The following is a 14651-nucleotide window of genomic DNA, read 5'->3' as shown; positions in this document are numbered from 1 at the left end:
CCATGAAAATCAAGCTACCGGACTGCCGCTAAGTTGATTGGCTTGGACTCTCTTGCTTACCCTATATAGCGTCAACCAGTTACTTTAGGTGTTGGAAACATAGTCCACGTTGCGGATAAATACAACTAACGCGACCTTTCCCTTTGGAAAGACCACTTACACCGTTTTGCCATGTCTTGCCGACTCTCCCCCCAGGCTGTTTGAAACGCGATGGTTTTGGTCACCGCACCGGAAAGCTTGACTAATCGGCCTCCCTTCTCCTCTGCCGAAGCCATCCTTTGTCCCATCAATTAGAGCAAGAACGAAACTAATGGTTCCAAGCCCGCGTTCCGATCCCTCCGGCGAAATGTTTGATATTTTTCCGCTGGCGATTTGGGATTGTGTATAGGTGAGGCGTGTTTCGGCAACACACTACCATTCAATCAATTCGTCCCGCAAAGCTGCACTGCCGCGAAAAATAAAATAAATTTTTTTGCTGCTTATAATCCTTTGATAGTAGAAGCGACTTGAATAACTAATTGATTTTCCATAGAACGTATTCTGTTATTTGTCTCAGGGCTATACAGGCTTTCCGTTTCAATTTATATACAAATTAGTAGGTATTTAATAAGTCTTGCAAAGCCCATTTTAATGGGTGTAAGGTTCGATACGACGGCATGAAAAAACAAATTTAAGACTACAAAATAGCAACGGCTTGTGTAAAAAAGCAGCGGTATTGTAGTTAATTAGCAACGAATATTTGCCGGGGCTAAATATTATCTTTGTTCTATGTCGCGTTTAAAAATGACAGCGTAACAACTAGCTGCGCGTCTATAAAAATAATGTCCTCACCATGAGATTAGTTATGTCCAAATTTCCAATCGATCTTGGCGCTTATCAGCGCATCAACTTAGATCCAAAAAACCCAACTTTAACCGATGCACAACGTGCCAGCCTGAAAGCCAACATTCAGTTGTGCCGTGATGCTATTGTCTATTTCACAGCCAACGGCGCAGCCCGTGGTGTGGGCGGCCATACCGGCGGTCCATACGATACCGTGCCGGAAGTCATGATCATGGATGCGCTGTTCCACAGCTCCAATGATTTTGTACCCATCTTTTTTGACGAAGCCGGCCACCGCGTCGCCACCCAGTATCTGATGTCCACCCTGAACGGCGATTTGCCGGCAGAACGCTTGATCGAGTACCGTGCCGCGCATTCACATTTGCCCGGCCATCCTGAATTGGATTTCACCCCCGGCGTGAAATTCAGCTCCGGCCGTTTGGGCCACATGTGGCCGTATGTCAACGGCGTAGCCATCGCCAACCCGGCCAAAACTGTGTTCTGCCTGGGATCGGACGGCTCGCAGCAGGAAGGTAACGATGCCGAAGCGGCCCGTCTGGCTGTGGCGCAAGGCCTGAACGTTAAACTGATCATCGACGACAACAACGTCACCATCGCCGGCCACCCATCCGAGTACTTAAAAGGCTGCAGCACCGCCAAAACCTTGGCTGGTCAAGGTGTCACCGTACTGGAAGGCGACGGCGAAGATCTGGACGATTTGTACAAACGCATCATTACCGCCATTAACACCCCTGGCCCGGTTGCGGTTATCAACCACCGCCCGATGTGCCCTGGCATTGTCGGCCTGGAAGGCTCAACCCACGGCCACGACGTTGTGTCGGTGAAAGTGGCATTGGAATACCTGGAGTCACATGGCCAACAAGCCGCTGCCGATGCATTGCGCGAAGTCAAAGCACCGAAAAACGACGCGGTATTTTTGGGTTCCAGCGACAAATGGGATGCCAACCGCAACGTCTTCGGCGATGCGTGCGTGGAAGTCTTGGGCCGTTTGAGCGAAGCAGAACGGGTTGCCAAAGTGCGGGTAGTCGACAGCGACTTGGAAGGCTCTTGTGGTCTGTTCAAAATCCACAAAGCTTTCCCGGAAGTGTTTATCTCCTCCGGCATCATGGAGCGCGGTAACTTCTCCGCAGCAGCCGGCTTTGGTATGGAAGCAGGCAAACAAGGTATTTTCGGCACCTTCAGCGCATTCTTGGAAATGCTGATGTCGGAAATCACCATGGCCCGCTTGAACAAATCCAACGTGCTCAGCCACTTCTCGCATTCCGGTATCGACGACATGGCCGACAACACCTGCCATTTCGGTTTGAACAATATGTTCGCGGACAACGGCTTGAGCGACGGCTATGAAACCAAACTGTATTTCCCCGCAGATCCTTTGCAAATGAAAGCTTGCGTGGAAAAAGTCTTCTTCGATCCAGGCTTGCGTTTCATCTTCTCCACTCGTTCCAAAGTGCCCACCATTCTGGACAGCAACGGCAACGAGTTCTTCGGTGGCGACTACAAATTCGTGCCCGGCAAAGACGAAGTCATTCGCGAAGGCACGGCCGGTTATATCGTCAGCTTCGGTGAAGCCTTGTACAGGGCGCTGGATGCGGTCGAGCGCCTGAAACAACAAGGCGTGGATGTAGGCTTGATCAACAAACCGACCTTGAACGTCATCGATGAAGACATGCTGGCCAAAATCGGTAAGTCACCGAAAGTGCTGGTGGTTGAGTCCTTCAACCGTAAAACCGGTTTGGGTAGCCGCATGGGCACATGGTTGTTGGAACGCGGTTACACACCAAAATACAACTATATTGCCACGCATAAAGAAGGTTGCGGCGGCCTGTGGGAGCAATTCCCGCATCAAGGTATTGACCCGGCTGGCATCATGGCCAGCTTTTTAAAGGGTTAATCCTCCCTCTCGACCTGGGGCGCAGGGAAGCGCCCATATTTTTCGGCTGGGGTTTGGGAGCAACAGCCATTTGTAATCAGCAATTGCCATCAGGCAATTTCGCAGTAAAACACTCAGCTCTCACCGGGACCTAGCCATGCCGACATTCCTTGTTTCCAAACAGCCGGACGCTAGGCATGCGGTGCCTGCCTATCCAATTACGGAGCAATCGCACTCAAGTTAAAGATTTCAATCAGTCCCGACAAACAAAAACCGGATTCAAACCATTTCGACCGATTAATACAGTCCTACGCCAGGTAAACCATGCAAAAACGAATTATCGGTGACAGTCGGCCCAACAAAGTCAGCTCAATGACAGAGCCGTTAAATCTGGAAGCGCTTGCTGACGTTGAAGTGTCATCTGAGGCTAAGGAGCACACTATCGAAGCCGCGCTACTGCCTGGTCTTAGCGGCGGGTGGCGAGCGGGAATGCCGGGATCGCAAGTTATACGCTTACTGTTTAAGCAGGCCCAGCCTGTGCAATCTATTCAACTGGATTTTTTGGAATCGGCTATAGCCAGAACCCAGGAATACGTCCTGCGTATTTCTGCTGATAGCGGACAGTCGTTTCGCGAAATCGTCCGCCAACAATGGAATTTTAATCCGCAAGGGTGCACGGCGGAATCGGAACAACACGTTGTCGACTTGCCTGCGGTAAGTATTATCGAACTACATATCACTCCGGATATTAACAACTCAAGCGCGTTTGCTTCGCTTGAAACAATGCGTGTATTTTGAGTTTTCACCGGTAATTTTTAGGTTTGAAAAAAGCCTTGGGAAAACTTGATACACCCTATAAAACCTATTCGGCCAGCAGCTTATTTTTCTAAAGATTTAACCATGTCAGCGCCTACACACAATATCCATCAATTAACCAAAAATACTATTGCTTTAATTCTTGCCGGCGGACGCGGCTCGCGCTTAATGAATATGACGGATTGGCGCGCCAAGCCCGCCGTACCTTTTGGTGGCAAGTTTCGAATTATCGATTTTCCGTTATCCAATTGCGTGAATTCCGGTATCCGTAAAATCGGCGTGATGACGCAATATAAGGCCGATTCGTTGATCCGGCATATTCAGAAAGGCTGGGGATTCATGCGCGGCGAATTTGGCGAATACGTCGACATCATGCCGGCACAACAACGGATAGACGAGACTTCCTGGTACAAAGGTACTGCCGACGCCGTGTTGCAGAATATCGATATTCTGCGGGCTCGCCAGCCGCAGCATATTTTAATTCTGGCTGGCGATCATATTTATAAAATGGATTATGCGGCCATGTTAATCGACCACGTCGAAAAAAACGCCGACCTAACCATAGGCTGTCTGGAAGTATCCTTAAAAGACGCCTCCGCTTTTGGCGTAATGGATGTGGATGCAAATCGCCGCGTTCGGGCGTTTGTCGAAAAACCCGCCAACCCACCCGTGATGCCGGGTAGAACCAATACCGCGTTGGCCTCAATGGGTATTTATATCTTTAACGCCGATTTTTTATGGGAGCAATTAATTAAAGATTCTCTCACTGAAAATTCTACCAACGACTTTGGCAAAGATATTATTCCCGCCGTCATTGACGATCATATTGTTAATGCCTATCCCTTTTTGGATTTACAAAGCGGCCAGCAAAGTTATTGGCGCGATGTCGGGACCATAGACGCCTATTGGGCTTCCAATTTGGAGTTAATCGGCGTCAAGCCGGATTTGAATTTATACGATGCGTCCTGGCCGATATGGACCTATCAGGAACAAACACCGCCGGCCAAATTTGTGTTCGACGACAACGGCCGGCGTGGTCTGGCCGTGGATTCGATGATTGCGGGGGGATCCATTATTTCCGGCGCAACCATTCAACATTCCATGGTGTTTTCCAATGTCACCGTAAACGAATCAGCGCTTATCAAAGACAGCATTCTGTTGCCGCAAGTCTGCATAGGCCAAAATTGCCGAATTACCAAAGCCATCGTTGAAAAAGGTTGCGAGGTGCCGGCAGGCACGGTGATTGGCGAGAATCTTGACGACGACAAAAACAGATTTTATGTCAGTGAGGGCGGGGTAGTGCTGGTAACTGCCGAAATGTTGGGGCAAAAACTACATTACGTCAGGTAATCAAGTATGCAAACGCCCGTTTATCCGATTGAGTGATAACGGGCGCCTGAGCGCCTTAGCCGCCAAATAATTGATGATCGATTAAATCGCATAGGCAATGCGAGATCAACAAATGCACTTCCTGAATGCGGGCGGTGGAATAAGATGGTACGCGGATTTCAATATCGGCTTCGTTCAACGCGCCAGCCAGCACACCGCCGTCTTTACCGCTTAGCGCGATAACCGTCATATCCCGGTCATGCGCCACTTTCACGGCTTTAATGATATTGCCGGAGTTACCGCTACTGGTGTAGACCAGCAAGATGTCGCCAGCCTGCCCCAGCGCGCGCAACTGCTTCGCAAAGATTTCGTCGTAATGGTAGTCGTTGGCGATAGAGGTGATGGTTGAGGTATCGGTGCTCAACGCAATCGCCGGCAACGCGGGGCGTTCGCGTTCAAAACGGTTGAGCATTTCCGAAGAAAAATGCTGGGCATCGCCCGCCGAACCGCCGTTGCCGCAAGTCAGCACTTTTTTGTCATTCACCAAAGCCTCGACGATTTTTTGCGAGGCGAATTCGATCAGCTCGCACAGGCTGGCCATCGCATCCTGTTTGGTTTGAATGCTGTCGGAAAAGTGGGCGATGATGCGGTCTTGTAAACTCATAATACTCAGGTTTGAAAAGCGTTTTTAATCCAGTCCAGGCGGTTGTCGCCGGATACAGCAACTACGTCGAAACGAATCGAGAGCTGGCTCAGGTTGTTGATTATGACATAGTGTTGGGTAGCGGCGACGATGCGCGCCTGTTTTTGCCGGGTGATACTGGCCAGGGCGCCGCCAAATTGCGCGGATTTGCGAAAGCGTACTTCCACAATCACCAGCGCCGTGCCATCTTTCATTACCAGATCCAGCTCCCCCATTTTGCAGCGGAAGTTGCTGCACACCCATTCCAAGCCTTGCTTTTGCAAATAAGCCAAGGCTAATTGTTCGGCGCTGTCGCCCTTTTGCAAATGAACCGGCTTGGCTTTACCGAATAGCATACTATTCGACAAATCCCGAGGCGACCGGCACGCCGCCTTTAAACTGGGCACAGACTAGTTTGCGGGTAATGCGGTTTTCACCGTTCAACGACAGTCGGCCGGTAGCACCGGCGTAAGACGCCCCGGTCAGCTGCGGTAATTGGCCGATGATGTTATAAGCATCTATGCCCAACGCGACTAATTTAACCTGGCTGTCGCTGAGGCCTTGCCAGGTATTCTGCACGGCTTGCTGGCTGAGTGCACCGGTGTAGGCGTCGCCGAACACCCAGGGCAAATCGCAGAAATTAATTTTGCCTAATTCGCTATCCCGCACCGGATTTTGCCGGCCGCTGTAGATATTCGGCATCGCATAAATCGACAACTCGCTGCTTTGCGAGTACTTGAGTTGCGGCGCCAACTCTCTAGCCAATTCCGGGCTGGCGCTAACGAATAAGGCCAAGGGTTGCTTCTGGCCATTCGCGCTGACGCTGGTGCTGAGCAAGGTTTTTACAATGGCTGCGAAATCGTGTTGTTTCGGGTCGTAGCTTTCCACACCCACCACGGCGCCACCGGCCGCTTGCCAAGCCGACATTAGATAATGGCGCACCCGCTCACCTTGCGTGGTATTCGGCGTCAGCAATACGGCATTCTGTTGGCCATCGCGCTTGGCTTTTTGTACCAATTGCTCCGCGTCGTCTATCGGGCTGAGGCCGAATTGATACAGATTGGTTTTGCTCAGGTTTTCCACATGATTCAGCGCCAACACCGGCACGCTTAATTCGGTGGATTGCGCCAGGCTTTGGATCTGTTCTTTCACCAAGGGGCCTATCACCTGTTTCGCGCCGTCACTAACGGCTTGCTTATATATATTGGCTATATCTTCTTTTTCGCTATCGTAATACTTTAGCGGCATTTGCGGCGCAGCGCTGGCAGCCAGGCGATGGGCTACCGTCAACCCTTCCCTGATGGCTTTAGCCGCGCTGGCGTAAGAGCCCGAGCCAGGCAGCAACACGGCAATGGTTGCACCCGGAGCAGGCGGTTGCGCCGCTTGTTCCGGTTCTTGGACTGCCGGCTGACTGACAGGCGGCGGATTCAAATAGGCTTGCAGATAATCGGCGTTGGCCGGATGGCCGGGAAACATTTGCCGCCATTGCATGATTTGACCGGCTGTGTCGAAACCCGCCACGTTGCGTTGCTTAAGAACTTTAGCCAAGGCCATCCAGCCGCTGAGTTCGTCAACGATGGGAGACGGGCCGCTAAGGGTTTCCAGCGGCAACACGCTAAGCGCATCGAGGATGGCGATAATGTTTTGCTTTTGCTGCTCGGGTTTTTGCAACAGTCGGCCCAGTTTCAGGCGCGCTCTAACGCTGGGTACAACATCTCCCAACAAAGCATGCACAAAAGCCACGGATTGGTAATAAACAATTTGATCGGCGTCGGTCAGTATGGCGGGCCGCACGCCCTCCAGCTTTTTCAAGGCTTGTTCCGCATCGCCCATGCTCAACGCTACTTGAGCTTGGAGCAATTTGTATTTGCTGAACAATTCCGGCGGTAACTGTTCGGCGTTGATTTTATCCAAGGCTTTTTGCGCGGCCTGGGTGTCACCAGCCTGCAGGCGGGTGTCGGCATCCAGCAGATGCAGGCTGTTTTGATTGTCGGCCATCCGGTAACTGCGCGGCGGCTCGGCCGGCTTGGCTTTGCGGGCACTGGTTTGCGGGCGCACTTCCAGCTGGGTCTTGTTTTTGACCGGTTGCTCGCTACACGCAGCCAGTAGCAACAGGCCGAAAAACCAGCGGTTTAAAACACGACGCGGCATAATGGCGGCAAATTTGCGATGAGACATAGCACGGGGACCGAAGAATAAATGTACGGAAAATTATACGTGGTTGCCACGCCAATCGGTAATCTGGCCGATTTCAGTTTTCGGGCGGTGGACATATTGAAACAAGTGGATTTGATCGCCGCCGAAGATACCCGCCACGTCAAGATGTTGCTGCAACATTACGGCATCAATAAGCCGCTGCAATCGCTGCATCAACATAACGAAGAACACGCTTCGCAAGGCCTGATCGATAAAATCCGCGAAGGATTATCGGTGGCGCTGGTATCCGATGCCGGCACGCCGATGATCAGCGATCCCGGCTTTCCTCTGGTCAAATTGGCCAGACAGCAAGGCGTGGATGTGTGTCCGATACCCGGCGCCTGCGCGCTGATCGCCGCCTTGTCGGTGGCGGGCTTACCGACTAGCCGTTTTAGTTTCGAAGGCTTTTTGCCACGCACCGGCTCGGCGCGGCGCAGCTTCTTCGAACACAAGTTAGCTGACTGCTCGACTTGGGCCTTTTACGAATCCAGCCATCGCATCCAGGCTGCCTTGGAAGATATGCTGACGGTATTTCCGGCTGATCATCAAATCGTCGTCGCCCGCGAGATCACCAAATTGCATGAAACGATTGTCGGCGACGAACTGGCCAAGGTGTTGGAGAAAGTGCAGACCGACGAAAACATGCGCAAGGGCGAATTCGTAGTGTTGGTAGCCGGTCGAGAGCCTGGTGAGCAGGACGATGAATTAACCGACGAGCAGCGGCGGATTTTGGGTATATTGCTGGCGGAATGTTCTACCAAAACCGCCGCGGCACTGGCGGCCGAAATTACCGGCCAGCGCAAAAAAACCTTGTATCAGGCGGCGCTGGCGATGCAGGACAAGCAAGGCAGCTAAGTTCCAGCAATCTTCCGCCGCTCAAACCCGGACATCGATACCGTTCGCCGGTACGCTGGCCGACTCCAATAACTTTAAGGCGTTTTGGCCTTGTTGTTCCTGCATCTCCTTGGCTTTTACCAGCATCGCAACTTCGACTTGTTGCGCGGTTTTTTGGGTGGACATTTGTGTCGCCAGTGCGGCGATGGAAGAGACGGAATCAAGCATGACGTGGCCTCGTCGGGTTGGTTTAGGAAAGCAGTCGCCTTACGGCAACGTGCGGGTCTGCTAGGTTATCGAACAGCAAGCCGATAACTTTAGAGTATTTACAAAAATAGCCGCATATCGGCAGTTTCAATAAACTTACCCGCGTCCTGCCGGGTCGTGGGGCGTAAACTATAATGTCCTACGGAGTCGGCTAGACCGGCGCCATTCAGAATCGGGCGGCGTCCAAAACGGTTCCAAATGAATCCGCCTTCCGGCGCGGCGCACGAGATTGCTTCAGCCCCGGAAAACATTGGTATATTTTGCTGAAAACTGCGTTTGGCAGGGTATCCTGAAAGCGTTGCGGCAAACCGATCAAAGAATTTTATGACACATAAAGGCAAGATTCTCGCCGTTGACGACACCCCGGCGTCCTTAAAATTATTAACGGATATTCTGAAGGACGAAGGCTACGAAGTTCGCTCGGCGATCAGTGGGCAATTGGCGTTGAATTCCGCGTTGAAGAATCCACCGGAACTGGTGCTGTTGGACATTCGCATGCCGGAGATGGATGGCTTCGAAGTTTGTCGGCAACTGAAGGCCAACCCGAATACTTGCGATGTGCCGGTCATCTTCGTCAGCGCGATCATGGATACCGACGAAAAAGTGCGCGGCTTTGACTTGGGTGCTGTGGATTTCGTCACCAAGCCCTATCAGCGCGATGAATTGCTGGTTAGGGTGCGTACTCATTTGGAGTTTGACCGCCTGCGCAACCATCTGGAAGAACAGGTGGAAGAGCGAACCCGTAAACTGATGGAAAGCGAGAGAAATTTGCGCGCCGGCATGCTGGATTTCGTGACCGCGATTGCAGCCACTATCGAAGCGCGCGATCCCTACACCGCCGGCCATCAACGCCGCGTCGCCCACCTCGCCACGGCTATCGCCCGCGGCTTGCAATTGCCGGAAGAGCGGATAGAGGGGCTGACGTTGGCGAGCGTGGTACACGATATAGGCAAAATTCGGATCCCCGCCGAAATACTGTGCAAGCCCGGTCGGTTGGACGATTTGGAGTTCAGCCTGATCAAGCGGCACGCCGAAACCGGCTACGACATCCTCAAATCCATCAACTTCCCTTGGCCTATCGCGCAAATCGTCTTGCAACATCACGAACGCCCCAACGGCAGTGGCTACCCGTGTGGCCTTAAAAAAGGTGAGATATTGCTGGAAGCGGAGATTCTGGCAGTTGCCGATGTAGTGGAAGCGATGAAGTCTCATCGTCCTTACCGCGCCGGTTTAGGCCTGGATGCAGCACTGCAGGAGATTTCCGACAATCGCGGTGTGCTGTATAACGCCGAAGTAGTCGAGATTTGTTTAAAGCTTTTTCGGGAACGGGATTATTGCTTGCCCGCTTGAGCGGCTCCTTAGAATTACGCTAAAAATAACTTACCGAAATGACTATTCCCGGCAAACCGTTCGTGCTCGACTGGCCTGGATGTCTGAGCAATTGCCGAGAGCGCAGTCGAAGCATGAACGGTTAAGGGCTATGAAGGCCCGGATTTCCCCGGAGATCCTTCGACAAGCACAGGAAAGCTCCACTAATCCGCGCTAGAAAAGTTACTTAACCCTATCCTTAGGTGTTTTGCAGCGCGTTTAAGGAATACGATGGGACCGTTTGCCCGCGCACACTTACGGGCCGCCAATACACCACAACAGTCTTGTGAGTTCAGCTATGCCAGGTCAGCTTGATTTTCCAAACAATGTCTCTAGGCGGCTGATTGCCGGGGCGGTAATCCTTAACCTGTTGGTTATCGCCACCGTGGGGTTTGCGCTGTATCGCAGCTTCGACAAATATCAACAGCGCGCCGAAATCACGACGCAGAACCTGGCCAAGGTTATCGCGCAAAACTTAGATAGCCTTATCGAAAAGGTCGACTTAGGCGTGTTGGTGGCCGTGGAGGAAATCCAACGGCAACAGGCTTTGGGGAGCGTTGACGCCGAGGCGCTGTCGGTTTTTATGCAGCGCTTACAAGCGCGTTTGCCATGGGTTATCGGACTTAGAGCTACCGACGCGCAAGGTTGGCTAGCCTATGGCGTGGATGTACCAAAAGATAAGCCGCTCAGCATGGCGGATCGGCTCTATTTTTCTAGTTTGCGGGATAATCCGGCGCTTGGCCTATTTATCAACAAACCGGTGATGTCTCATATCAATAAGGTTTGGGTGCTAAATTTTGCGCGCCGCCTTAACCGCGCCGACGGCAGTTTTGCCGGCGTGGTTTTTGCCAATGTTTCACTGGATAACTTGAGTAAAGCGATTTCCAACGTTGATATTGGCAGTCGCGGGGCGATTAACCTGAGAGATGCCGATATGGGCTTGATCGTTCGCTATCCCGCCCATGCCGAGCCCGGCAACATGATTGGCGATAAAACCATTTCGCCGGAATTTCGCCGGATGCTCGCATCCGGACACACCTCGGGTGTGTTCCACACGCCTTTCAGCTTCGACAATACCGCCAGGGTGGTATCTTTTCGCAAACTGGACACCTACCCGTTATGGGTCAGCGTCGGCCTGGCTCGGGACGACTTTCTGGCGGAGTGGTGGAATGAAGTCCTGGAAATGGCCGGACTGGTCCTGCTGTTTGCTTTGATTTCGGCTAGCAGCGCCCGGTTCATCATCGGTGCGTGGCGAAAGCAATTGCAGGTTGCCGCCAAGTTGGCGGCAGAGGAGGAAAAGTTCCATACCGTCGCGGACTACACCTTCGACTGGGAATATTGGGAAGGCGATGATCAGCAGATTTTGTATATGACGCCTTCCAGCTTGCGGGTTACCGGTTATGCGGCCGAGGAGTTTATGGCCGATGCCGGGCTGTTGCCGCGCATCATACATGCCGACGACCGGCACTTAATGACCGATCATCGCCACGATGTCGAGCATTTACGCCTGGCTGAAGTGGATTTCCGGATTGTCCGCCGCGATGGTGAAATACGCTGGATCTCGCATTGTTGCCAGGCCGTGTTCGGGGCGGACAATAACTACCGAGGCCGGCGCATCACTAACCGCGACATTACAGAACGCCATCTATTCGCCACCGAAATCAATCGGCTGGCGCAAGCGGCGGATCAGAATCCGACCGGCATCCAGATTACCGACCTGCAGGGCGTATTGACCTATACCAACCACGCTTATACGCGGATTACCGGGTATACGTTCGGCGAGGCTTACAAAATGACGCCTCGCGCATTATTGTCCAGTGAAATAACTGCCGATACGTACCAAGCCTGCCAGGCACAATTGGCAGCAGGCAAACTATGGAAATCTTCGCTGACCAATCGCCACAAAAACGGCGAGTTGCGCTGGGAACAGATCACCGCCTCACCGATTTACGACGAAGCTTATCAGGTTTGCAATTATCTATATTTACGCACGGACATCACCGAAGCCAAGCAAACGGAAGCGGCCTTATATAAGCTCAATCGCGAATTGCGCGCGATCAGCAATTGCAATCAGGCCTTGCTGCGACATGACAACGAACCAAGCCTGCTCAAAGAAATCTGCCGTATCGTCTGCGATGAAGCCGAATATCGCATGGCTTGGGTCGGCTACTTGGAAAACGGCCCTCCCAAAACAATACGCCCGGTGGCCTGGGCCGGTTTTGAAAACGGCTATCTGGCCGTCACCGATCACAGTGGCGGGGATGCGGCGGGCGCCCACAGTCCCGCAGCGGCGGCTATTTGCAGCGGCGAAAAAGTCTATGTTCAGGATGTCTGCACCGATGCGCTGATGGCTTTGGCTCGAGACGAAGCGTTAGCGCGCGGCTATCGCTCGGTTATTGCCTTGCCTTTGGCCGATCAGAACGCGGATATTTTCGGTGCGCTGACGATTTATTCCGCAGAACCCAATGCGATCACGGCAACGGAGATTCGTTTGCTAGAGGAGCTGGCCGGAGATTTGGCCTTTGGCATTTCCGTGCTCCGCGATAAGGCTGAGCGCTTACGCACGGAAGAGCATTTACGCGACTCGGAGGAGCGCTTGCGGTTGACATTGGAAGCCGCCCAGGTCGGCGTTTGGGACTGGGATGTAAAAAACGACCAATGGTACGCTTCGCCCACCTATTACACGATGCTCGGTTATCCTGTTCGGACCGGCATGGCTGATCGGCGCGCATGGTTCGAAAGCGTTCATCCGGATGATCAAGCGGAAGTCAGCGACAAAATGAGCGGCGTGTTGTCCAGGGATTTCACGGAATATCAATATCAAGCGCGCATGTGCCACGCCGACGGCAGTTATCGTTGGCAGTATGTGCGCGGTTTCGGTATTCAGCGCGATGCGGACGGTAAGGTCATACGCATGTTGGGTATTCGTATGGACATCCATGATCGCAAGCAAAACGAGGAAGAATTACGGCGCTATAAAGAACACCTCGAAGATGAAATCCAGCAACGTACCGCCGACTTGATAATTGCGCGCGATGCGGCGGAAGCGGCCAATAGGGCCAAGAGCGTATTCCTGGCCAATATGAGCCACGAATTGCGTACCCCGCTGAACGCAATTCTTGGATTCTCGAAATTGATGCGGAAAAATCCCCAACTGTCGGACGAGCAAAGGCAAAACCTGGATATTATCAATCGCAGCGGCGAGCATCTGTTGATGTTGATTAACGATGTATTGGAAATGGCTAAAATCGAAGTAGGCCGGCTACACTTGGAAAACGCGCCTTTCGATTTGGGCAATATGGTGCGCGATATTACCGATATGATGAGTGTCCGCGCCGCCGAAAAAGGCCTGAGGTTGTTGGTCGATCAGGCATCGCAGTTTCCGCGTTTCATTGTCGGCGACGAAGCCCGCTTGCGGCAAGTGCTGATTAATCTGGTGGGCAATGCTATTAAATTTACGCAGCAAGGCGGTGTTACCTTGCGCCTAGGCACTCGCAAAAATCGCATTTCGCATCTACAGATTGAGGTCGAAGATTCCGGTGTGGGGATCCCGCTGGCCGATCAGCAACGTATATTCGAACCATTCGTACAGCTAGGCGAGCAAAGGGATAGCCAAGGCACCGGCTTGGGATTGACCATTACCCGCCAGTTTGTAGAATTGATGGGCGGTACGCTTACCTTGGAAAGCCACCCGAATCAAGGCGCTTTATTTAGAATAGATCTGCCGCTCGCGGAGGTGAATCAGGCGGATATTACCGACCGCAGTGTCGACAAAGCGGAAGCCGGTGCCGTCATCGGCTTAGTGGAAGGGCAAAGCGACTACCGCATATTAATCGTTGAAGATCAGCTCGAAAATCAGTTATTGCTAGCAAAATTGATGGAATCGGTCGGATTCTCCTGCAAAGTGGCCGGCAACGGCGCGGAGGGCATAGCGCTATTTCAAACATGGCAACCGCAATTTATCTGGATGGATAGGCAAATGCCGGTAATGGATGGTTTGGAAGCCACGAAAAGAATTCGGGAGTTGCCTGGCGGGCAGGAGGTCGTCATTGTTGCCGTCACCGCCTCGGCATTCCTGGAGCAGCGCGGCGAGCTTCTGGAAGCCGGTATGAACGATTTTGTGCGCAAGCCTTATCGCTTCAACGAAATCTACGAATGTCTGGCCAAGCACTTGGGGGTGCGTTATGTTTACGAGGGTGTTCCAGAACAAACCCCACCAATCGCGCCATTAACGCCGAACATGTTAGCCGGCTTGCCGGCATCGGCTCGGGAGGAATTGAAAAATGCTCTGGAAAGTCTGGAGCCGGAACGTATAGCAAATGCCATAGTTCTGGCAACTCCGCAGGATCCTCAATTGCGCAAAACCCTGGCCTATCTGGCTGATAACTTTGACTATCCGGCCATTCTGAGGGCTTTGCCTAGCTGATTTTATCGTTCGCCGTT

At 52.5% G+C, this 14651-nt stretch carries 10 protein-coding genes; 6 read left to right on the top strand and 4 right to left on the bottom strand.

Annotated features, from left to right (window positions below; translation table 11 throughout):
* The first annotated feature begins 844 nt into the window (after positions 1-844).
* The 3 genes from ACR02O_RS03800 to glgC all read left to right on the top strand — a co-directional run bounded on the left by ACR02O_RS03800 (position 845) and on the right by glgC (position 4882).
* Positions 845-2737, top strand: coding sequence for a thiamine pyrophosphate-binding protein (locus tag ACR02O_RS03800; RefSeq protein WP_171697225.1), 1893 nt, complete (start codon positions 845-847; stop codon positions 2735-2737).
* A 303-nt stretch (positions 2738-3040) separates the two neighbouring features.
* Positions 3041-3514 (top strand): carbohydrate-binding protein, encoded by a 474-nt coding sequence (locus ACR02O_RS03795; RefSeq protein WP_494522840.1) that lies wholly within the window; start codon positions 3041-3043, stop codon positions 3512-3514.
* Positions 3515-3616: 102 nt separating this feature from the next.
* Complete coding sequence (gene glgC / locus ACR02O_RS03790) at positions 3617-4882, top strand: glucose-1-phosphate adenylyltransferase (protein ID WP_101052703.1); 1266 nt, start codon at positions 3617-3619, stop codon at positions 4880-4882.
* A 55-nt stretch (positions 4883-4937) separates the two neighbouring features.
* Here glgC and ACR02O_RS03785 read toward each other — a convergent pair whose 3' ends face one another.
* Genes ACR02O_RS03785 through ACR02O_RS03775 form a run of 3 tightly spaced genes read right to left on the bottom strand, consistent with a single transcriptional unit; the run spans position 4938 to position 7721 of the window.
* Positions 4938-5525, bottom strand: coding sequence for a phosphoheptose isomerase (locus ACR02O_RS03785; protein ID WP_020483819.1), 588 nt, complete (start codon positions 5523-5525; stop codon positions 4938-4940).
* Positions 5526-5530: 5 nt separating this feature from the next.
* Positions 5531-5899, bottom strand: a complete 369-nt coding sequence (locus tag ACR02O_RS03780; protein WP_415879357.1) for a YraN family protein — start codon at positions 5897-5899, stop codon at positions 5531-5533.
* Position 5900: 1 nt separating this feature from the next.
* The gene (locus tag ACR02O_RS03775) at positions 5901-7721 is read right to left on the bottom strand and encodes a penicillin-binding protein activator (RefSeq protein ID WP_415879358.1); all 1821 of its coding nucleotides are present in this window, start codon (positions 7719-7721) and stop codon (positions 5901-5903) included.
* Positions 7722-7742: 21 nt separating this feature from the next.
* Between ACR02O_RS03775 and rsmI the strand changes: the two genes are divergently transcribed.
* A complete protein-coding gene (gene rsmI, locus ACR02O_RS03770; protein WP_415879359.1) occupies positions 7743-8594 on the top strand; it encodes a 16S rRNA (cytidine(1402)-2'-O)-methyltransferase in 852 nt (283 codons plus the stop codon).
* Positions 8595-8615: 21 nt separating this feature from the next.
* Here the strand turns inward: rsmI and ACR02O_RS03765 are convergent, their stop codons facing one another.
* Positions 8616-8801 carry a YjfB family protein gene (locus tag ACR02O_RS03765; protein ID WP_494522839.1) on the bottom strand — a complete coding sequence of 62 codons (186 nt, stop codon included), beginning with the start codon at positions 8799-8801 and terminating at the stop codon, positions 8616-8618.
* Between the two features lie 363 nt (positions 8802-9164).
* Here ACR02O_RS03765 and ACR02O_RS03760 point away from each other — a divergent pair, with 363 nt between their 5' ends.
* The gene (locus tag ACR02O_RS03760; protein WP_494522838.1) at positions 9165-10190 is read left to right on the top strand and encodes an HD domain-containing phosphohydrolase; all 1026 of its coding nucleotides are present in this window, start codon (positions 9165-9167) and stop codon (positions 10188-10190) included.
* A 316-nt stretch (positions 10191-10506) separates the two neighbouring features.
* Positions 10507-14634 carry a PAS domain-containing protein gene (locus ACR02O_RS03755; protein ID WP_415879360.1) on the top strand — a complete coding sequence of 1376 codons (4128 nt, stop codon included), beginning with the start codon at positions 10507-10509 and terminating at the stop codon, positions 14632-14634.
* Positions 14635-14651: the final 17 nt, after the last annotated feature.

The sequence above is a fragment of the Methylomonas sp. PHL2-19 genome (genome assembly GCF_059331595.1).
The sequence above is the reverse complement of the archived record's forward strand: the minus strand, read 5'-3'. Positions and strand labels throughout refer to the sequence as shown.

What these genes read in the sequence shown, in the direction of transcription:
- ACR02O_RS03800 (WP_171697225.1), top strand. Translation starts at nt 845, where the DNA reads ATGTCCAAATTTCCAATCGATCTTGGCGCTTATCAGCGCATCAACTTA.
- ACR02O_RS03795 (WP_494522840.1), top strand. Translation starts at nt 3,041, where the DNA reads ATGCAAAAACGAATTATCGGTGACAGTCGGCCCAACAAAGTCAGCTCA.
- glgC (WP_101052703.1), top strand. Translation starts at nt 3,617, where the DNA reads ATGTCAGCGCCTACACACAATATCCATCAATTAACCAAAAATACTATT.
- ACR02O_RS03785 (WP_020483819.1), bottom strand. Translation starts at nt 5,525, where the DNA reads ATGAGTTTACAAGACCGCATCATCGCCCACTTTTCCGACAGCATTCAA.
- ACR02O_RS03780 (WP_415879357.1), bottom strand. Translation starts at nt 5,899, where the DNA reads ATGCTATTCGGTAAAGCCAAGCCGGTTCATTTGCAAAAGGGCGACAGC.
- ACR02O_RS03775 (WP_415879358.1), bottom strand. Translation starts at nt 7,721, where the DNA reads ATGTCTCATCGCAAATTTGCCGCCATTATGCCGCGTCGTGTTTTAAAC.
- rsmI (WP_415879359.1), top strand. Translation starts at nt 7,743, where the DNA reads ATGTACGGAAAATTATACGTGGTTGCCACGCCAATCGGTAATCTGGCC.
- ACR02O_RS03765 (WP_494522839.1), bottom strand. Translation starts at nt 8,801, where the DNA reads ATGCTTGATTCCGTCTCTTCCATCGCCGCACTGGCGACACAAATGTCC.
- ACR02O_RS03760 (WP_494522838.1), top strand. Translation starts at nt 9,165, where the DNA reads ATGACACATAAAGGCAAGATTCTCGCCGTTGACGACACCCCGGCGTCC.
- ACR02O_RS03755 (WP_415879360.1), top strand. Translation starts at nt 10,507, where the DNA reads ATGCCAGGTCAGCTTGATTTTCCAAACAATGTCTCTAGGCGGCTGATT.